This window comes from Blautia sp. ZXY-1-B12 (genome assembly GCF_056339915.1).
On the sequence record NZ_JBWJVP010000060.1, the window covers coordinates 13,935 to 31,914 of the forward strand.

24 protein-coding genes and 2 pseudogenes are annotated in these 17,980 nt (G+C 36.6%); 18 read left to right on the top strand and 8 right to left on the bottom strand.

Going from position 1 to position 17,980, the window contains the following annotated elements; genetic code table 11:
• Nucleotides 1-197: 197 nt before the first annotated feature.
• Together AC075L_RS04625 and AC075L_RS04630 are read left to right on the top strand one after the other, a co-directional pair.
• The gene (locus AC075L_RS04625; protein ID WP_476387234.1) at nucleotides 198-812 is read left to right on the top strand and encodes an anthrax toxin lethal factor-related metalloendopeptidase; all 615 of its coding nucleotides are present in this window, start codon (nucleotides 198-200) and stop codon (nucleotides 810-812) included.
• A 412-nt stretch (nucleotides 813-1,224) separates the two neighbouring features.
• Nucleotides 1,225-1,842 (top strand): single-stranded DNA-binding protein, encoded by a 618-nt coding sequence (locus tag AC075L_RS04630; RefSeq protein WP_476387235.1) that lies wholly within the window; start codon nucleotides 1,225-1,227, stop codon nucleotides 1,840-1,842.
• A gap of 114 nt (nucleotides 1,843-1,956) precedes the next feature.
• Here the strand turns inward: AC075L_RS04630 and AC075L_RS04635 are convergent.
• Together AC075L_RS04635 and AC075L_RS04640 are read right to left on the bottom strand one after the other, a co-directional pair.
• A pseudogene (locus tag AC075L_RS04635) lies at nucleotides 1,957-2,046 on the bottom strand (hypothetical protein); the annotation flags it as partial.
• Between the two features lie 31 nt (nucleotides 2,047-2,077).
• Nucleotides 2,078-2,260: a BlaI/MecI/CopY family transcriptional regulator gene (locus tag AC075L_RS04640; RefSeq protein ID WP_476387236.1), complete on the bottom strand. Its 183-nt coding sequence runs from the start codon at nucleotides 2,258-2,260 to the stop codon at nucleotides 2,078-2,080.
• A gap of 219 nt (nucleotides 2,261-2,479) precedes the next feature.
• Here AC075L_RS04640 and AC075L_RS04645 point away from each other — a divergent pair, with 219 nt between their 5' ends.
• Both AC075L_RS04645 and AC075L_RS04650 read left to right on the top strand, forming a co-directional pair.
• Nucleotides 2,480-2,623 (top strand): hypothetical protein, encoded by a 144-nt coding sequence (locus AC075L_RS04645; protein WP_476387237.1) that lies wholly within the window; start codon nucleotides 2,480-2,482, stop codon nucleotides 2,621-2,623.
• Nucleotides 2,624-2,664: 41 nt separating this feature from the next.
• Nucleotides 2,665-2,817 carry a hypothetical protein gene (locus tag AC075L_RS04650; RefSeq protein ID WP_476387238.1) on the top strand — a complete coding sequence of 51 codons (153 nt, stop codon included), beginning with the start codon at nucleotides 2,665-2,667 and terminating at the stop codon, nucleotides 2,815-2,817.
• Nucleotides 2,818-3,312: 495 nt separating this feature from the next.
• Here the strand turns inward: AC075L_RS04650 and AC075L_RS04655 are convergent, their stop codons facing one another.
• Nucleotides 3,313-3,534: a hypothetical protein gene (locus AC075L_RS04655; protein ID WP_476387239.1), complete on the bottom strand. Its 222-nt coding sequence runs from the start codon at nucleotides 3,532-3,534 to the stop codon at nucleotides 3,313-3,315.
• A 207-nt stretch (nucleotides 3,535-3,741) separates the two neighbouring features.
• Between AC075L_RS04655 and AC075L_RS04660 the strand changes: the two genes are divergently transcribed.
• Nucleotides 3,742-4,212 carry a hypothetical protein gene (locus AC075L_RS04660; RefSeq protein WP_476387240.1) on the top strand — a complete coding sequence of 157 codons (471 nt, stop codon included), beginning with the start codon at nucleotides 3,742-3,744 and terminating at the stop codon, nucleotides 4,210-4,212.
• 83 nt (nucleotides 4,213-4,295) lie between these two features.
• Here AC075L_RS04660 and AC075L_RS04665 read toward each other — a convergent pair whose 3' ends face one another.
• Nucleotides 4,296-4,523: a helix-turn-helix domain-containing protein gene (locus AC075L_RS04665; protein WP_476387241.1), complete on the bottom strand. Its 228-nt coding sequence runs from the start codon at nucleotides 4,521-4,523 to the stop codon at nucleotides 4,296-4,298.
• A 122-nt stretch (nucleotides 4,524-4,645) separates the two neighbouring features.
• On the opposite strand from AC075L_RS04665, the gene AC075L_RS04670 reads away from it, so the two are divergent.
• The 6 genes from AC075L_RS04670 (at nucleotide 4,646) to AC075L_RS04695 (ending at nucleotide 7,624) form a co-directional block, all read left to right on the top strand.
• Entirely contained in the window at nucleotides 4,646-4,903 is a 258-nt protein-coding gene (locus tag AC075L_RS04670) for a DUF6809 family protein (protein ID WP_476387242.1), read from the top strand.
• A gap of 430 nt (nucleotides 4,904-5,333) precedes the next feature.
• Nucleotides 5,334-5,768, top strand: a complete 435-nt coding sequence (locus tag AC075L_RS04675; protein WP_476387243.1) for a hypothetical protein — start codon at nucleotides 5,334-5,336, stop codon at nucleotides 5,766-5,768.
• 88 nt (nucleotides 5,769-5,856) lie between these two features.
• A complete protein-coding gene (locus tag AC075L_RS04680; protein ID WP_476387244.1) occupies nucleotides 5,857-6,078 on the top strand; it encodes a hypothetical protein in 222 nt (73 codons plus the stop codon).
• A 526-nt stretch (nucleotides 6,079-6,604) separates the two neighbouring features.
• Complete coding sequence (locus AC075L_RS04685) at nucleotides 6,605-6,829, top strand: DUF3791 domain-containing protein (RefSeq protein WP_476387245.1); 225 nt, start codon at nucleotides 6,605-6,607, stop codon at nucleotides 6,827-6,829.
• Entirely contained in the window at nucleotides 6,822-7,388 is a 567-nt protein-coding gene (locus AC075L_RS04690) for a DUF3990 domain-containing protein (RefSeq protein WP_476387246.1), read from the top strand. The genes AC075L_RS04685 and AC075L_RS04690 overlap by 8 nt, the downstream gene beginning before the upstream one ends.
• A complete protein-coding gene (locus tag AC075L_RS04695) occupies nucleotides 7,376-7,624 on the top strand; it encodes a hypothetical protein (RefSeq protein ID WP_476387247.1) in 249 nt (82 codons plus the stop codon). The genes AC075L_RS04690 and AC075L_RS04695 overlap by 13 nt, the downstream gene beginning before the upstream one ends.
• Before the next feature lie 594 nt (nucleotides 7,625-8,218).
• Here the strand turns inward: AC075L_RS04695 and AC075L_RS04700 are convergent.
• The 4 genes from AC075L_RS04700 to AC075L_RS04715 form a co-directional block, all read right to left on the bottom strand.
• A complete protein-coding gene (locus tag AC075L_RS04700) occupies nucleotides 8,219-9,577 on the bottom strand; it encodes a M56 family metallopeptidase (RefSeq protein WP_476387248.1) in 1,359 nt (452 codons plus the stop codon).
• Nucleotides 9,578-9,618: 41 nt separating this feature from the next.
• Nucleotides 9,619-10,023, bottom strand: a complete 405-nt coding sequence (locus AC075L_RS04705) for a BlaI/MecI/CopY family transcriptional regulator (RefSeq protein WP_476387249.1) — start codon at nucleotides 10,021-10,023, stop codon at nucleotides 9,619-9,621.
• Between the two features lie 343 nt (nucleotides 10,024-10,366).
• The gene (locus tag AC075L_RS04710; protein WP_476387250.1) at nucleotides 10,367-10,645 is read right to left on the bottom strand and encodes a hypothetical protein; all 279 of its coding nucleotides are present in this window, start codon (nucleotides 10,643-10,645) and stop codon (nucleotides 10,367-10,369) included.
• Between the two features lie 3 nt (nucleotides 10,646-10,648).
• On the bottom strand, nucleotides 10,649-11,452 hold the full coding sequence (locus AC075L_RS04715) for a hypothetical protein (RefSeq protein ID WP_476387251.1): 804 nt from the start codon (nucleotides 11,450-11,452) through the stop codon (nucleotides 10,649-10,651).
• Between the two features lie 232 nt (nucleotides 11,453-11,684).
• Between AC075L_RS04715 and AC075L_RS04720 the strand changes: the two are divergent.
• From AC075L_RS04720 to AC075L_RS04750, 7 genes and pseudogenes are all read left to right on the top strand, one after another.
• Nucleotides 11,685-12,394 (top strand): annotated as a pseudogene (locus tag AC075L_RS04720) (IS5 family transposase); the annotation flags it as partial.
• 691 nt (nucleotides 12,395-13,085) lie between these two features.
• Nucleotides 13,086-13,499 (top strand): ribonuclease Z, encoded by a 414-nt coding sequence (locus tag AC075L_RS04725; protein ID WP_476387252.1) that lies wholly within the window; start codon nucleotides 13,086-13,088, stop codon nucleotides 13,497-13,499.
• Nucleotides 13,486-14,346: a DNA/RNA non-specific endonuclease gene (locus AC075L_RS04730; RefSeq protein WP_476387253.1), complete on the top strand. Its 861-nt coding sequence runs from the start codon at nucleotides 13,486-13,488 to the stop codon at nucleotides 14,344-14,346. Before AC075L_RS04725 ends, AC075L_RS04730 begins: the two co-directional genes overlap by 14 nt.
• A 1,020-nt stretch (nucleotides 14,347-15,366) precedes the next feature.
• A complete protein-coding gene (locus tag AC075L_RS04735) occupies nucleotides 15,367-15,642 on the top strand; it encodes a hypothetical protein (protein ID WP_476387254.1) in 276 nt (91 codons plus the stop codon).
• 37 nt (nucleotides 15,643-15,679) lie between these two features.
• Nucleotides 15,680-15,961, top strand: coding sequence for a hypothetical protein (locus tag AC075L_RS04740; protein ID WP_476387255.1), 282 nt, complete (start codon nucleotides 15,680-15,682; stop codon nucleotides 15,959-15,961).
• 174 nt (nucleotides 15,962-16,135) lie between these two features.
• Nucleotides 16,136-16,612 carry a hypothetical protein gene (locus AC075L_RS04745; RefSeq protein ID WP_476387256.1) on the top strand — a complete coding sequence of 159 codons (477 nt, stop codon included), beginning with the start codon at nucleotides 16,136-16,138 and terminating at the stop codon, nucleotides 16,610-16,612.
• Between the two features lie 64 nt (nucleotides 16,613-16,676).
• Nucleotides 16,677-17,980: hypothetical protein (locus AC075L_RS04750; RefSeq protein ID WP_476387257.1), on the top strand; the 1,304-nt coding region annotated here is incomplete at its 3' end.

A 17,980-nucleotide genomic window follows, 5' to 3' on the forward strand; every position in this document is an offset into this window, starting at 1 on the left:
ATCCTCTGTCAGAAACAGAGTTTTTTCGTACCAGAAAAGCAGTCTGCCAATATCAGCTATACTAAAACCATGAACAGCAAAGATGTTCAGAATTCACCTTTCGTTTTTGGGCACTCACAGAGTTCGGAAAATGCTGTGAGTGTCTTTTTTATGCGAAATTTTGAGTTTGACCTTAAATCTGAGAAAAGAGGAATAACATGAGAAGAACAATGATTGCAGGATGTATAGTGCTCTCACTGGTTGGAGCAGCGAACGTGCAGGCAGCAGAAGGGGAGTCGTATGTGACAGTTGCACAGGCGGACGGAAACGTAAGCCAGGCATCAGTAGACCGAGCAAATGATCTGCTTAATGTCATGCCAAAAAACCTGCTGGATGGATTTCTGGATAATGGATGGACATTCTATGTAACAGATAAGAATATTGCTTACGATATTCTTGGAGGACAATTTAATTCCGTAAAAGGTGTCACAGATTTCGACAATCATGAGATATACATCGAACAGCGTGATGCCGCCATAGAAACTGCTGTTGTGCATGAATTTGGACACTATCTGGATTACATCAATGGAGATCAAAGCCAGGCATCAGAATTTGCAGATATTTTCAATGCTGAAAGCAATTCTTTTGTAACTACCTTTGATGTTGATTTCTATTACGATGTCAGCGAATTTTTTGCGGATGGAGTTTATCGGTATTATGACGGTGAGAAAAATACTCTGGTACAGGCTTGTCCGCAGCTGACTGCATATATCGAAACCGTAGTAAAAATGGAATCGCAGCCCTTGAAAGAAGCTTTCGCAGATGGAAGATAAAAGAGGATGTCGCATCGTATATGCAGTATCCTTTTTTTCGTGTCGGAAAATCCTGCTGTCATAATCAGCTACAATACACTCATGAACAGTGTATGAGACTTATGCTCCATATGTTGTTCAGAATCCTTTTCTTTGTTTTTGGACATCCGCGGAAGATCGAAATTAGCCGCGGATGTCTTTGTATAAAAAAGTGAATTCGAATTCACTTTTTTTGAGAGAGGTTCCCATATTTTTCTGAATCAATCTCCATCATCCAATCAAAGGTTTCTGCTTGTTTTAAGTATTTCGACGTAGTACAATAGTTTTCTCTTTCTATATGTTAATATCACAAAAAATATTATTCATCATATTACTTTTAACTTAAAAACTACAGGATCAAAAATGGTCTGCAAAAATTAAAAAGGAGATTATTATGGCTAAGAAATACGTATACTCATGTATCGACAGAGCGAACATAACAGGTACCGTTAACGCAGTAGAAGAGAATACCCCGTTTATTACAGACAAATTTGTAAACCTTATCGTTTACACCTCCAGAAAAGAACCGTCTACAGTCAAAGACCGTATCAATGTAGTTGTAAACAAAAAGTTATTGGGAAATATCACAGAAGGCTCATGTGTAAAAATTGCCGGAGCAATCCAGACAAAAACTGTAAATGGGCACTTGTATATTTATATCTTTGCTTATGATATTACAGAAGTTGAAGCAGGAACTGTTATGGATACCGACCAGCTGAAATTCGAAGGATATCTCTGTAAGAAGCCGGTGCTGCGGAAAACTCCTTTCTCAAATCGTACAGTCTGTGACTGTGTCCTGGCGATCAATGACAGAGGTATGTCTTATTATGTACCTTGCATCTGCTGGAGTAAAAACGCAAAAAAGATGGCACAGAGTGCCGTAGGAGATAAGTTCTATGTTTCCGGAAGACTTCAGAGCAGAGAATACGTGAAAAATGAAAAAACCTATGTGATCAATGAGGTATCCGTTTATCATATTGATGAATTCTCTTTTGATTCCGTTGATGATTAAAAATAAGGGACTGCCATCTGGCAGTCCTTTGTATATGTGATAATCTTATAGGTTCTGGATGTAAGAGGATAACTCTGTTTTCTCTGTGTCATCTAATTTATGTCCTGCTGTATATGCACGTACAAATTCCAGAATGGAATTGTCATAGTAACCTTCTACTATGTCTTTTGCATATTTTTCATGAAATTCTTTTTGGGTAAACACTGGAAGATAAACAGCTCTCGGACCTTTTGTTTTATCTGATTTTAAATATCCTTTTTGGATTCATACGGGAGAGGAACGTGTTCACAGTCTGCTTTTTCCAGGTCTTTCCTTCTTCCGTAAAATGGACCATGATCTCTGCAAAAGTTGTAGGCGTTTCTAATGACCATAAATACTGTAAAATATAAAATTCTGTGTCGCTTAATACGTTTCGCATTTTTATTGCCTCCTTGTTTTTCTATATTTTGGGACCGTACCTCAAAAATCTCAACAAGCTACAGTCAACAATGTGTCTAAAAATTTTTCCTTTCAAGGACAATTGTATTACAAATACAAAAATAAAACAAGGAGAAGTTTTTTCGTATCAGAATAATATTTTTCTGACATAGGATAAGATTTAATCATAAGTTAATCAGGTAACGGAAAGGAGAAAATTATGACAGAATACAATGATTATACAGAATGCTGCGGAACCTGCAGATACCACAAGAAAGATACTTCTGATGACTGGATCTGCACATGTCCGTATAGCGAATATATGAGCGACTGGACAAAGTATGACGATTCCTGTGATAGCTAGGAAGGAAGGTGAAGGATATATCCGAAACAAAGAGGAGAAATGTGAAAGTAGTAGAATCGAAAACGCTTTCTGGTCCGTATGACAGAAGATTTGTGGTTGTCGATGAGGAAATAGGAAATGTTTTGGACGATGCCCAGGGCTACGGTTACAAAAGTAAACAAAAGGCCATGGCTGCATGGAGCTATAAGAACTAGGATAAGAGCAAAGATGCGGAAAAACGCAAAAAACAGAGAATGATCAAAGCCTGGCTAAAAGACCATAGATCCGACAGAAGAGCTTCCGCGGAATCCTCCTCCCAGTCATTTTTTTGTAATCCATGATAATGTTCTATCCGCGGATAATTCCTGTTTTTCCGTAACTACTTCAGCTCAATTGTAGACTGAAAAACGAGAGAAACACAGTTCTGGAAAATCATTTTGGTTAAGGCTTTGGGATGTCCGCGGAAAAATCTCTGGATCAGCAAAAGAGTAGAGACAATTTTTTTTGAGAAAAATGTGCAATAATAGCCTCTCCCTGCAGTTGATATAGTATGAAAGAGTATCCATGGATGAGATTTGCTTCCTTATATCGTTTCCGGGCAGGCAAATAATATAGAAAATGTACAGAAACAGCTGAGCAAATAGAAAAACAAATATATACAAGACTAAGCCGGGAATTTCTCCCGGCTCTTCTTATCTTTTTAAACAATTTTAATTTACGCGGTATATTGGATTTTCTTCCGCGGATAAAATCAACCCTTCTCTTCGCAGTACCTCCTCAGCTTCTTCCGCGGATGTCCCTTTCTCTGCCAGTTCCGCCAGTCTTTTCGCCCCTTTGCATACTTTCAGGTCTTTATCCTGTAACGTAGTGGAGTACAGCTTACCTGACACTTCTGCAATTTTTCTTAATAATCTGACCAGTTCTTTGCTCATGGATATGAACCTCCTTTCTCTCTACTTTCATAAGCGCAGAAAACTGATATTTTTCCGGTGTCTTTTTTATTTCGGTAATATATACAAAATACCCATGTCTGTTTTATGCATATTGTAATTTAAAAAGTGAATTCGAATTCACTTTTTTTCATGCTGCATTTGGTTCTTCATATTGTCTGCGACCAAATAACGAAAGGAGAATATATTATGAGTGAAAACGGTCAGGAAATTTTTGGACAGGGAGGTTGTTTCGCTTTCCATCCGGTATATTCGGGGGATTGCAAGTACACAATAGGTATCTTCAAATTCATGAAAGATAAGCCAACAGGTACAAATCCGGAGAGTATCTGGGAAGAAAGCAGTTCTATCGATGACTGCATCCAGATAGCAATCTGGAGGATCATACCATTCTGTGAGGTCCGCAATATATTCGTGGTCATCTACGACCAGAACAGTAAAACCGTAAAGACCTATATGGATACAGATGATCTGATACAGGATCTCTGGAAGAGTTTTTCCAACGTACCGTTTGATGACGGAGAAAAAGATCTGGTACTCGGACAGGACTGGTTCATCTTCGAGAAAGGAACAGAAAGAGAAGATATCTGGCAGTGGTTTGACGCATACTACTCCAAGGGTGTGGTTACTCTGTTATATCCGGAGAGCTGCGGAAAATAGTGGAACGAATAAGAGAGTCGAAAGGCTCTCTATATTTATATAAAGATAATCAAAATACACCTAATAATTTATTTTTGAATAATTCACTCAAAAAAACGTGCATAATCAACATTAAAAATTTCTTTTAATAATTTTAAGTCACTAACCTTAATATTCCTTCTTCCACATTCTATATTAGCAAGAGTACTTCGTGACATAATGCTTCCCATTAATTGCAATTGCTCAACAACCTCTTGTTGTGTCATGTTTCTTTCTATTCGTATGTTTTGAATATTACCACCGATAGACTCATCCTGTAAAATCCATTGCATATATAATCTCCTCTTGTGACTAATTAGTAACTTTTACTTGAGTATATATTTAAATCGTGCTATGCTTGTGACTGATTAGAAACATTCGTATGGAAATAAAAGTTTGACGAGGAGATGATTATATGGATCTTATAGAGAAATTGTATGATATATGTGCTGAACCCCAAAAAGAACAAATACTTGACACAAAAAGTATAGCTGAATTATGGTATCAGACATTAAAGAATAAGCTGTCGGAGGAATTAGCAGAAGAGCTAGATAGTCTAATGAACGAAACTATGGTACTAAATTTAGAAGAAATAAAAGCCAGTTTTAAGAAAGGTTTTTGCATGGGCGTTGAACTGATTACAGAGGTAAAAGAAAGTAAATTGAAATGTTAAACTTATTTTCTAATACTAGATTGTGTCAGAGTGCGGAAGAATTAAATAACCAGCGTCCGATAGGAACAGCCAATTCGAGCCAAACAGAAAAACCATTCATATAATTATATCTGTTGAAGATGCCATATCCCACAAGCAATGGTTATTTCTACTGGGCAGTAACTGGCTTTTTTGTCGGTCTCGGATTAGTAATTTCTACTGATCTTATCCCAATTGTACTCACAATGAAAAGAACAGCAAGTTATATTGCAATCCTTTTCTACATTTTTTACAATACGTTAACTCAGCATATTTATAGGGAATGCTTTTTTCGTGTGAGAATTTAAAATCCCCAAAAACTGATACTATTTAAACAGAAAGGAGAGGAAAAACGGTAAAATCCAAATATCAAATTCGCCGAGATATTAATAAAATACATAGGAGTAAAAAAATGGATAATTTTATAAAATCAATAACAAAAAAAGCTGACAAAGCTGAATTAGAAGGTATCACACAATTGATGTATGGATTAATTCAACAGAAGGGGGATTCAGATACCCAGAAAGATGCATTCTGCTGTGACCTAAATGTACTTACTACATTGGCAGATAATGGAAATGTAGATGCCCAAATCCAATTGGGATTATACTGGTTAAGTTGTGCAGCCTCCAAAGCATATCCGCCTATCGTAAGAGCTATTGGAGCATGGTATCATGCTTTAAAAAAAGGAGAACCATTACTTTTCGAAAATTCATATGGTGAAATGCTACAGGAAATAGCAGATACATATGCAAATGGCAATGAAATGACACAAGATATGAATAAGGCAGAATTATTTGACCTTTTAGCAAGTCAATATTTAGATAAACCAGATGACGAATTGTAATTACACATATTAATAAGAAATTATTTTTAAAACGCACTCCATCCAAAATTCAAACAATTTACAATGTTTATGCCGGAAAATGCATGATATGACAGTATCACGATACACTCTGACGGTAAACAGGAAATATAACTGTGTCGGAGAACGGGAAACATTTAATATTTCCTATATTACATTTGGCAAGAGTGCAGAGTTTGCACAGAACAAGAATATCGGAGCCAGAACGGATTCATCAGAAACACAGAGAATAAATAAAAACGGATCCATGAAAGCCCTAGAAGATGAGATTCAATTTAATAACGCAGAATAAATATATGGAGAGGTTGCCCCTTGTCGGGGCATCCTCTTTTCCATTTTATGGAGAATATCAAGAATTGCTGGTATTCACCTTAATGAAATCGTGTTATAATTAAAATATGTTTGAAGGAAAAATATATAGGTAACTTATGGTCGTAAGTTATAACAGATTATGGAAAATGCTCTTAGATTAATAAATGAAACTGATAGAGATGCGGTACCTCACCGGGGTTAGTGTAAATATTCCTGCCCGGATGAAAAACAACAGTATGAATCAATGGAGACGATTGAAAAGATTTATAAGAAGCTGGACTAACCGTTGATGAAATGATGGATTAACAGATGATAAATAACAGAAGGTTGCTACAATTACAGATACACATCAAAGAGCAGTGGTAAAAGCACTTGCATAAAAGTCGGAAAAATAGTGGATATGAAAAAGATGACAATCAGATATTCTGGGGAAAGCTTCTGACAACGATATTTAGTGTGACGGAAATATCACAGTTTTATTGATCAAAGATTGAGGAGGATTCATAATGAGCGAAAATACAGAGATTACTTTTATGCAGACAAGATTAATCCGGCTCGCTTCAGAAGAGTGGCATTTACCTGTTGAGCAGATCATTTGTTTGTTTAAAGAAACTGATGTTCTAGGATATATAGAAAAATGCTATGGGCTTTTTCATTGCGAAGGCGATGAAGCTGTACTCGAAGATATTATGGAGTTTCTGGAAGGAAAGGGGATAGAGATTAGTGCTTGAATTAAAAGGTGGAGTTTTTCTTTATCATGGAAGTTATTGTGAAGTAAAAGAACCAAATCTTGCCAAATGTGCAAAGAGAAAAGATTTTGGGCAGGGATTTTATTTAACCACCTCAAAGGAGCAGGCAGAAAGCTTTCTGAGAACTTCAATAGCCAAAGCAATTGCAACCGGAACAATTAAAGAAGAACAGAACTATGGATATATTTCAACTTTTGAGTTCAAATTTTCTGAAGAACTTGAAACGCATATTTTTGAAAATGCTGATGTAGACTGGTTACATTGCATTGCTGCTCATCGAAAGAAAAAATTGTTCATAGAAGTTGAATGTGAAATGGCAAAATATGATATCATTGCAGGAAAGATTGCAGATGATGCAACAAACGCAACCCTTACTGCTTACCTCGCTGGAGCATTTGGGACTGCAGGTGATAAGGTAGCGGACGATTTCTGTATCAGACAGTTGATGCCCAATAAATTAAAAGATCAATATTGCTTCAAAACAGAAGCCGCTATAAAGTGTCTGAGATTTGTGAAAGGTGAGAAGCTATGGCTGAAATAAAAATTCCAAAGGAGAAGATGAATTACACAATTGATCTTCTTATCACTATGGTGACAGAAGAAATTGCAGATGAAACGGGCAAGGACAGAAAAGAGGTATTGACAGATTTTCTGTGTTCAAAGACAGGAAAAGCACTATATGATGAAAAAACAAAACTGTGGTGCAATGGTCCGGCATATATAGCTGAATTGTATAGGGAAGAATTAGATAAATCAGGATATAGGATGCGAGCATAAATGCATATCTGGATGGTGATCGAAGCTTCCGTTGCTATATCATTATAACAACTAATTATTTTAATAATTACTGAAGCTAAACAAAACAATACCCAAATCAGAAAATCTCAACAAAGGAGTAAGCTAAGGACAATGCAGAATACTATAATAGACAGAATGTTGATCACAGAAGATCTCCACGGAGATACATCAGCATTGACATTAATCGCAAAAAAATGCAAGAGAAAGACTGTCTGTTTGTTGTTGGAGATTTTGGGTATATTTTCAGAGATAATAACAGTGAACGTTGTTTTTTTAATGACGTTGACCTGTTTCTTCAAAGAAAAAAGCCTTTTTGGTCTTTGTAGACCATGAATTTGCTCAGAACAAGGATAGCAATGCCAAACAGAATTCATCAGAACACTGAAAACAAGTAAAGAGGAATTCATGGAAACCCCAAAAGGTGAGATTCAATTTAACTAACGCAAAATAAATGTATGTAGAGGCTGCCCTTAGTCAGGACAGCCTCTTTTACGTTTTATGGAAGATATAAAAAATTACTGGTATTCACCCAAACATAACCACCGATTAATATCAATGGTTACCTTTGTAGAGTTAATGTGGACAATGCGTGTATGTCGTAGTACTTTCAAGTGCTAAATTCTTGGTATAATTACATTTTGTACATATTTTTCCTTTATATGTTTTTACAGAACAGCCACCTTTGCTATTACGAATGTGTTTTTTCAGCGTACCATTTACAAATGTATGTGAACAGCTAGAACGAGTTTGGATATCTTTCGGTTCAATCATTATAATTTTTCCATTATCTGTAACAAAATAACTATCTGTATGTTTGAAATATTCTTCATCAGAAGAAACTATACTACTTTCATTAATATATGTAATATAGTCTATTTCATTTCCATTATCTGAAACAGACACCCGCGCACCTTCTGCAGGATCAAAAAATCCTGTCCATGGAACAGAACGTAAATCTGCAGTAGGTGGGTTATAAGCAAATACAGGAATACAGGAAGCAGTCAGCATAAATATGATAGTCACTACATTTAATATAAATATAGGTTTAACATAAACACCTATTCTTTTTATTCTTTTTTTCAAAAAGCTTCGATTATTTTTTGAGAACATTAGTGTAATTTTAGATTTCATTTCTGAACCCTCCTTTGCAGCAGTCATTATCAACAAGTATCCGTACCATTTTTGTTCGTCCCTGGAAAAGTATTTCATTACGTTTTCATCACAAGCAAGTTCCTGCACTTCTTTTATTTCTCGAAAGAAAAAATATATAAAAGGATTATAGCAATGCAGTATTAGTGCCAGAAAGGATAATTGACGAACAAGAAAATCATATGATTTTATATGCTGTAATTCATGCCGGATGATTAATTGTAAATCGTTTTTATTCGACAATGCGGTCAAAACTATAGATGGACGAAAAATACCATATGTAAATGGAGAAGATACGAAATCATTTTCATATATAGTAACTTTACGTTGTAATTTCATTTCTTTTGATAAAACACCTATTGTTTTTTTTACTTCAGAATCTGATAATACATTTTTTGATATTTCTCTATGGAACCTGACAAGTGTAATTATTTCGTATAAAACAACAATGCTTAAAGAACATATCCATAATGCGATAAATATTTTCTGAAGATAACTCATAGAATTTATGAAAAATCCATGAGAAGTTTGAATAATTTTTCCAGTTAAGGAAATTACAATATCTTCAGTTAATGGCTTTAAAGTGCAAAAATACCTATGATAAATAAAATACTTTAATAACGGAAAAGGAACTAAGTAAAAAATCAGACAATATTTTAAACATCCATATCGAAACCTGGCTGAAATATAATTATCAAAAATAGTGGATACTGCTATATAAATAATAAAAGGCAAGCTTCCGGCGGCAGACATGGCAATTAGTAATAAAATCAGGTCCTTCATAATTCTACCTCATTTTTAGTTATATTGTGTTCTTTAAAGCTTTAATCCGTTTCCTCACAAATATTATTGTTAATAATATTCTTCAATTCTTCAATATCTGACTCTGACAATTTTGTTTTATATGTTAATGAAACCAACAGGTTTGAAATAGAACCATTAAAAGTATTATCTACAAAATCTGTAGCATACTTATGTGCTAATTCTTCTTCCGTAAGTTGAGGGTAATAGGAACGATTACACTTACGTCCTTTTCCTTCTGAATAAAGAATACCTTTTTTTATAAGGCGCATAAGATACGTGTGCAGGGTTGAATTCGCCCAATTATACCGAAGCTCATCATTACAATATTCTAATATTTCAGCAAATGGAACGGGACGTTTATTATTCCAGAAAAATTTCATTAACTCATATTCCATTTTTGACAATCCATAATATATATCACTCATAACATTTCTCCTCGTATAATAAGTTTACATCTATAATATATAAGCATACATAAAATGTCAATCAATATATTACATTATTGTAGCATAATGTTTTGTCGATATCAAAAATCACTGAACGGTGTTTACAAGTAAAATTAACAATCATTTTAAATTCATAACACTAAGAAAGATATTTCGTATTACATAATATAATAAAAAAATACATATTATTACAAGCCTGGCTGTCTTATCTAAGATTAAAATAAATATGTAAGGGAGAACTTCAAATAATGCATGAAATTCTCCCTTATTTTATTCCATTTAACTTAGATGCTTATTTCTGATAATTTTTTATGAATATCATTCATTGTATTTTGGATAAAATTGATTTTACTTTTTCGTAATCAAGCTCAGATACCGTAATTTCATATATATTTGAATCAATTATCCCATAATTGCTACCGAAACTTCTTAAATCACCATGTCCAAAAGGAAAGCGACTTGATTGATTTATGATTGTTTCTTTATATCTAATATCATTTTGCTTTAGTATACGACAATATTTTTCAAATTTATCTCTTGAGTTTCCGATATATGCAGTTCTTTTTTTTATTTTTCTTATAATCCATTGTTTCATTTTCATATTTTACACAAACGCCATATATACACTAATATTAACTCCGCGAGTACAGTGTAATGTATAAGTTACTCCTGCTGATGAAACATATCTAGCATACTTATTTCCCATTAAAGAAACATTAGAAAATGTGGGACTATTAAAAGTTTTGGTAAATCCAACATTTCCATTTTTTATAAATTTTCCATTAGAGTCATATATAGAACCTTGAACATTATAATATAGCTCCGAAGTTTTCGGATACACTCCCTCTATAGCCCCATTACGTGTCCAACTTCCAGTGGCTTTACCTAATGCAAGTTCTATAGAGTCTGTAAAACTAGAACCAGAATCCCTATATGTTACCGCCAGCTTAGCCCTTATATTTCCCATTTTGTTCATTTTTTCGTCAGTTCTCGTAAGCCATGTATTACTTATCTGTCTATTCTCTAATTTTTCTTTATCACTATTGTTTAACTCTAAAGAATAAACATCCATTGAAATATCTGCAACTTTTTCTTTTGTATCATTATTTGCAAGACTACTATATGTCGTTACAGAAGTTTCTACATTAATTGGTTTAATTTCCAACTTAATTAATTTGTTTTCATCTAAATAATACTGCTTATTTTCAATTGTTTCTAAGTAGTTATCATCATTAGATGGCAAAAGCTGACAATAAGATAAATTATTTTCGTCATTAACGGTCTGTGTTACCTTTTGATCTGTCATTTTAGTTGCAAAAGTACCTTCTTTAGCCCAAGTACTTACACCTCCAGTTATACATAATGTACCAGCAAGAATAACACTCGCCAATTTTTTTCTTGTTTTCATAAACAATTCCTCCTATGTTTTGTTTTATAGAGAATATATCATTATACTACATGTTTGTCAACAACTATCTTACATTTTTGTAGTATATTTAGCAATGTATAGCAAATTTAATACTAGAGCGTGTCTGAAAAATAAGAATTGCACAAAACGCATGTTTTATTTCCCTTTTTCATGATAAAATAAAGAAAAAGGGGTGTTCACTATGTTGAGACGATATGAGTTGACTGATGAAGAATGGCTTCGCATTGAACCTTTATTACCTCCTGAAAATACTGGAAAACAAGGACGTCCAAGGAAAGACAATCGTATCATTATGAATGGAATTGTATGGCTTGCACGTAGTGGGGCACCTTGGCGCGATCTTCCTGAACGTTATGGTTCATGGAAAACTGTCTATAGCCGATTCCGAAAATGGATCGATGATGGTATCCTTGATAATATTTTCCGTATTTTAAGTCTTGAAGCAGAATTGGAAGAATTATCCATTGATGCTTCTATTGTCCAGGCGCACCAGCATAGTGCCGGTGCCAAAAAAGGGGGCCTTTAAATGAAATCGGGCATAGCCGTGGAGGAGCCAGCACCAAAATCCATGCGGCAGTAGATGCCTATGGATATCCAGTTTATTTAATGATCAGTGAGGGACAGCATAATGATATCAATTATGCAATCCCTTTGCTCGATCAAATTGAAATAAACGGAAGCAATGTGTTAGCTGACCGAGGATATGACAGTAATAAATTACTTGATTATGTGTACGCCCGCGGTGGAGAGCCAACCATTCCATCCCGAAAGGGAGCTAAATTTGAACGTCATTGTGATTGGTGGTTATACAAAGAACGCCATTTAGTAGAAAAGTATTTTCTGAAATTCAAAGCATTCCGACGAATCGCTACACGTTATGACAAATTAGCTGCAACCTACTTGGGATTTATTTGTATCGCCTAAATATTAATTTGGTTAAAATAAACAATTTCAAATGTTTTTCAGACACGCTCTAGAATATGAGATTCAATTTAACTAACGCAGAATAACTGTATGGAGAGGTTGCCCTTTGTCGGGGCATCCTCTTTTTCAATTTATCTGCTATATCTCAGATAAAAAACAGGGAATTAACTCAATCCAGACTATTCATGAGGAATATGAATTCAAGACGATGGAGATTCCTGCCCCATACCAAACAACAAAGCTGACACCTACACCAGAAGATAATCCTATATTAGTCTCACGAATTAATTTTTGATACTTTTTTCGTATCAGAAATCAATATTCAAAATCTGCTGTATATTACAACCATGAACAGCTAAGAAGCTGATTCACTCCTTTCGTTTATGACACCTGCGGGGGCTCGAAATTGACCGCAGGTATCTTTTTTTTGCATAATAGTTTATAAAAAGCCGGACTGATGAACAGTCTGGATATTCCTTTTCAGACTGGTATAAGCGACAGGTTCAGGAACATGAACGATCAGAAGCAAATAAGATGTCTGGAATGGTAGTGGTTAAAAAAGATTCCTCTTTCTTTATCCATCCATTTTTCATGTTTCCTGCATATAAAAACTTACGCTCGTTTTTCTTGCTAATTTGTCCAAAATATGGCATATTAATATGGTATATAAGAAAAGGAGAGATGTGTTGTGATATTGATTACGGTTGTTGATGATCGTATGGGAATGTGCTTTAACCGGCGAAGGCTGAGCCGGGACAGGGTTCTATCTGATAAGATATTGACTTTAACTAATGGAAAAGTCCTTTGGATGAGCTCTTATTCGGAAAAACTTTTCGATTCTGTCAAACACTCCCAGATTAATATAGATGATGATTGCCTTCGGGAGGCAACAGCAGGTGAGTATTGCTTTGTAGAAACAGAGGATCCAGCTACAGCCAAAGACTGGATTGAACAGATCATTCTTTTTAAATGGAACCGGAGATATCCGGCAGATGTATTTTTTAGTATTGATTTGAACAAATGGGAGCTAAAGCATACAGAAGACTTTGTCGGAAAATCACATGATAAAATCACAATGGAGGTATACAATGCAAAAAAATAAAAAATTTCTTTTACCTATAATCACTGCCATAAGCATTCTGTTTTCGGGATATGCTCCTGTAATGGCTGATGTTGATCTTTCTACTATTCCTGCATACACAGGAGAACCTTATGTGGAAATCAACGATAATGTTCCGGATTTTCCGGAAGATGACTTTACAACCGATTCCTTTGAGTCATACAGTGATCTGGATAACTTAGGCAGATGTGGTGTCGCATACGCCAATATAGGACAGGATCTCATGCCTACCGAAAAAAGAGGTTCTATCGGTCAGGTAAAACCTTCTGGATGGCATACGCAGAAATACGATAATGTGGATGGCAAATTTGTCTACAACCGTTGCCACCTGATTGGATACCAGTTGACAGCAGAAAATGCCAATGAAAAAAATCTGATTACCGGTACAAGGTATTTGAATGTAGAAGGTATGCTGCCATTTGAAAATATGGTGGCCGACTACATTAAAGAAACTGATTACCATGTTTTATACAGGGTTACTCCAATATTTGATGGAGATAATCTTGTTGCAGACGGTGTGCAGATGGAAGCTGAGTCCGTGGAAGACAATGGAGATGGTATTCTCTTTAATGTTTTTTGCTATAATGTGCAGCCTGGCATCAATATTGATTATGCTACCGGGGACAGCTCTTTGTCTGGAGAAAACACAGATGTTTCCGCGGATACAGCAAATACAGAATATGTGTTAAACGTAAATACAAAGAAATTCCATAAACCTACATGCTCCGCAGCCAAACAGATGAAAGAAGAAAATAAACAGGAGTATTCCGGTTCCAGAGATGATTTAATTGCCCAGGGATATGAGCCTTGCAAGAAATGCAATCCGTAAATAATATAATATAACCGTGGACAGCAGAAATACTGTATCCTTCCTTTCGTTTTGACACCTGTAGGGTTTGAAATTGACCGCAGGTGTCTGTTTTTTTATATAACAGTTTTTTGCTAACCTTATTAATACAACGAAGTATGTTCCTCTCCGCGGATATAATACAGATTAACGTTTTGATTCAACAAAACCACCAGTCCAGTACGGCAAGATTCTTTTTACCATTATTCGTAAAAGAAATTGAAACGTATGGAAAAAAGAATCGTCATCTGTTAGTCTTATACGGGTTTTGTTTCCATACATATAAATGAATGAACAACAGAGATGCGCTGTTTCTTTCATTTTGCTATCTATGATGAATGCTTGAAATCAGTGTCACTTTACATAAGATTTTTATTGTTAACTACATTAAGTAAAACTGAGAACTATTTTTTCCGCGGAGCAATCCCCAAGTTCCACTTTGCAAGAGCTGCGGATTGTCTTTCTGCGTATATCAGGCACATACAAGCAGCGGGGTGTGATTTCCGCGGAATATATTTATTCTATATTTTGCAGTACCGTATAACGCCAACTTAATAGTTCTCAAAATAAAGACCATTTTTTCGCACCAGAATCACCATAATGGATTATCAACTAAAATTAGCCCACGAACAGCTGAGATGCTGATTGTATTCTTTTCTCTTTTCATCTTATTTTATGGCACCTGTGGTAGAGAGAACACAGGTGTCTTTTAATTATATGGAGTTTTCAAAGGATCTGGTTACAAAACTGATAAATAACCAGATTTGATGTTGTGGGATTCTGATTCATGTGAGCCGAAAAATCAGCAAAATTATAAATTTTCAGCTCCTTTTCCTTATCAGAAAAATCTAAAATAGACAGAGGTATCCAATCATGTTATAATTCAGATGAATAGAGTAGAATCCATATTGGAATGTAAAAAGTATCATAAACTTGTACATTAGTAAAAGTAGATCCACATTGGAACCCACTTATGGGGAATAAGTACCAGGAGGAATCAATATGGATATTAATGCAGAAGCATGTATTAAGCAAGGAGAGGAACTGGGAAGGATTGCCAAAAAGAAATCCGCATTAAAATATCAAATGCAAAGCATTGCAAATAATTTGATATACACAACCCCTAAAGATTCTCTTGAGAAGCTATGCCAGCTTTGTTTGATATATGAAATCGATGCAATGCCGCTGATCGAAGTGATGTCAGAGAATAATGAACAGAATTGTCAGAAAGCGTGTCAATACTTCATCAGTGGGTTTACAAAAGGAAAATTAAAGTAGCTCTATCAGAAAAAGCAGGCAAACGCCTGCTTTTTAAGTGAAAGAGAAAGTTTGTACATTTTCTTCAAATTCTTTATCTTTGACAGAAATGTTTGAAAACGTAGCAAACCATATTTTTTCTAAACAATCCGACTTAAGAAAGGAAATATGTGAGATTATGGGTGGAAGAATTCTTGAACTGGAATCTGAGAGATTGTTAAGAACCGGCGAAGAAAAAGCCAAATTGGATATTGCAAAAAAAATGCTAGAACGATGTTTTTCTCTGGAAGATATTCAGTTCTCTACAGGACTTTCAAAAGAGCAACTGGAAAAAATCTAAATTGTCATTTTAAGGAGGTGGTGTCGACCATCTCCTTTTTTGTATCAAAATATTCTTCTCATATTTGCTATATATTCGATGGGGTTAATCTTTGCCCAGATACAGAAAGAACAATTTTCATGTTCTCGTCCTTTCGTCATCTTACTTGAAACTCAAAAACGAAAGGAGAAAACTATGAGTAAAAAACCAGAAAACCTTAACACAATTCGCCAGTCCTGTGGCAGCAGAGTAGTAGTAAACGGAGTGTCCTGCATCGCCCCAATCATAGACAGAGAGATGTATGACAGCAGTCTTCTCTATAACGCTGCCAAAAATAAACACGCAAAAGAATCTCTTGTCTGGAAGCCCATGTCTGAAGACTGGAAAGAAAACTGCAGGGACGAATTTTGGTTCCAGGATACAGTCGAAGAAGCGATCAGATTACACCCGCAGATGGACAGGCGTCTATTTGATCTTAAAGAACGCCTGCTTTCTTTTGCAGGAGAAGCGGTGTGCCTGCCAGCCTATGAGCCTGATCTGGAAAACATATTAAGTTATATATTTGCGGCGAAAAACCCCGATGCTTGCGTCGGGGATGAAAGCCGCATAAATAAAGTTAAAAGAATCTTTTTCTTTACTGCCCCGAAAAAAAAGGGCTTTTTTTTCGTGTGAAAATCTTTCCTTCTAAAAACACGGTATCCTGTGTCAAAGATCAATGAAACGGAGGAAAGAAGCCATGCAGGAGAAGATCCCGGATCTGAAACAATTCCGCAAAGAGTCAAACCGCCATGTACTGGTACTGGAAGCGCAGGTCTCCGAACAGGATAAATATAAACTGATCCATCTGTCCAACAACGTCCTACGGACTGCTGGAAATGACCTGAACGGCGTGATGAAGAAAAACTATGACCAGCTGGTTCGCACAAAGAGATACCGGCACCTGCGGTCCCTGTATGGGAAGGCAAAAAAAGCCGGAAGTGATAAAGAAATGAAGGCTGTCGGTGCCGAAATGAAGCAGATGCAGGAGGAATATCACGTGACATGGGAGTTCTGCCGCCAGTCCATGATAAAGATAAATAAGCAGTACCATCTCAATTCCATCTTTGCCCTGACACAGGCAGAGGATGTCTGGAAGGGAGTGGAGGCCTGTCTGTACAGGGAAGGAAAGACCCTCCATTTCAGGAAGTACGGGGATCATCCGGAGATCCGGGCAAAACAGGCCGTACGCGGGATCATCGTCCGTTTGGACGGCGGCAGCCTGAACTTCAGGATCGGGGACATCACGCTCTTTCCCATCATCAATAAGCCCAGGCATACAAAGACAAGATGCGGGCATGATACCGGCGTAAAAGAGGCCCATGATCTCTTTGCTGAGGAAGAGATCGCAGCGGTATGCCATTATCTGGAAAACCCGGAAGCAGCCGACCGTGCTGCACTGGAACTGTTCCGTAAAAAAGGGGAACTCATGGACACTTACCGTCCCTGCTATGCGTCCCTTTGTTTTAAAGAGATCCGCGGCAGGGTGCGCGTGTTCATCCACCTCACCATTGAGGGGCTGCCAAAACCCAAACGCCGGAAAGACGGAAGCCGCCGTCACCAGCTGGGCAGGGGTGTGGTTGGCTGCGACATCGGGCCGCAGACCATCGCCTGTACTTCCAAAAAGGAAGTTATCTTAAAGAACCTGGCAGAGCGGGGCATGTCGATCAAAAATAGGGAGCAGAAGGAAGCTGCCATCCAGAGGAAGATGGACCGTTCCAGACGGGCCATGAACCCGGAAAATTACAGGGAGGACGGCACCATCCGAAAAGGGAAAAAGACCTGGAAGAAGTCCAGGCGGTACCGGAAACTCCAGAAGAAGTACCGCAATCTGAGCAGGATCGCTGCAGAGAACCGGCATTTTGCCATCAACGAGGACGTGAACCATATCCGGGAGCTTGGGAATGTGTTCGTGACAGAACCCGGTAACGCAAAGAAGATGCAGAAGCGGGCAAAGAAGACGGAGCGCCAGGAGGAGCTGTCCGAAGTAAAACAGAAAGACGG

Coding starts and splice junctions, on each gene's coding strand:
- AC075L_RS04745 (WP_476387256.1), top strand. CDS start 16,136: ATGAGTAAAAAACCAGAAAACCTTAACACAATTCGCCAGTCCTGTGGC.
- AC075L_RS04645 (WP_476387237.1), top strand. CDS start 2,480: ATGACAGAATACAATGATTATACAGAATGCTGCGGAACCTGCAGATAC.
- AC075L_RS04670 (WP_476387242.1), top strand. CDS start 4,646: ATGGATCTTATAGAGAAATTGTATGATATATGTGCTGAACCCCAAAAA.
- AC075L_RS04625 (WP_476387234.1), top strand. CDS start 198: ATGAGAAGAACAATGATTGCAGGATGTATAGTGCTCTCACTGGTTGGA.
- AC075L_RS04680 (WP_476387244.1), top strand. CDS start 5,857: ATGACAGTATCACGATACACTCTGACGGTAAACAGGAAATATAACTGT.
- AC075L_RS04710 (WP_476387250.1), bottom strand. CDS start 10,645: ATGAAAATGAAACAATGGATTATAAGAAAAATAAAAAAAAGAACTGCA.
- AC075L_RS04700 (WP_476387248.1), bottom strand. CDS start 9,577: ATGAAGGACCTGATTTTATTACTAATTGCCATGTCTGCCGCCGGAAGC.
- AC075L_RS04685 (WP_476387245.1), top strand. CDS start 6,605: ATGAGCGAAAATACAGAGATTACTTTTATGCAGACAAGATTAATCCGG.
- AC075L_RS04695 (WP_476387247.1), top strand. CDS start 7,376: ATGGCTGAAATAAAAATTCCAAAGGAGAAGATGAATTACACAATTGAT.
- AC075L_RS04715 (WP_476387251.1), bottom strand. CDS start 11,452: ATGAAAACAAGAAAAAAATTGGCGAGTGTTATTCTTGCTGGTACATTA.
- AC075L_RS04655 (WP_476387239.1), bottom strand. CDS start 3,534: ATGAGCAAAGAACTGGTCAGATTATTAAGAAAAATTGCAGAAGTGTCA.
- AC075L_RS04630 (WP_476387235.1), top strand. CDS start 1,225: ATGGCTAAGAAATACGTATACTCATGTATCGACAGAGCGAACATAACA.
- AC075L_RS04675 (WP_476387243.1), top strand. CDS start 5,334: ATGGATAATTTTATAAAATCAATAACAAAAAAAGCTGACAAAGCTGAA.
- AC075L_RS04730 (WP_476387253.1), top strand. CDS start 13,486: ATGCAAAAAAATAAAAAATTTCTTTTACCTATAATCACTGCCATAAGC.
- AC075L_RS04705 (WP_476387249.1), bottom strand. CDS start 10,023: ATGAGTGATATATATTATGGATTGTCAAAAATGGAATATGAGTTAATG.
- AC075L_RS04665 (WP_476387241.1), bottom strand. CDS start 4,523: ATGCAATGGATTTTACAGGATGAGTCTATCGGTGGTAATATTCAAAAC.
- AC075L_RS04735 (WP_476387254.1), top strand. CDS start 15,367: ATGGATATTAATGCAGAAGCATGTATTAAGCAAGGAGAGGAACTGGGA.
- AC075L_RS04660 (WP_476387240.1), top strand. CDS start 3,742: ATGAGTGAAAACGGTCAGGAAATTTTTGGACAGGGAGGTTGTTTCGCT.
- AC075L_RS04640 (WP_476387236.1), bottom strand. CDS start 2,260: ATGCGAAACGTATTAAGCGACACAGAATTTTATATTTTACAGTATTTA.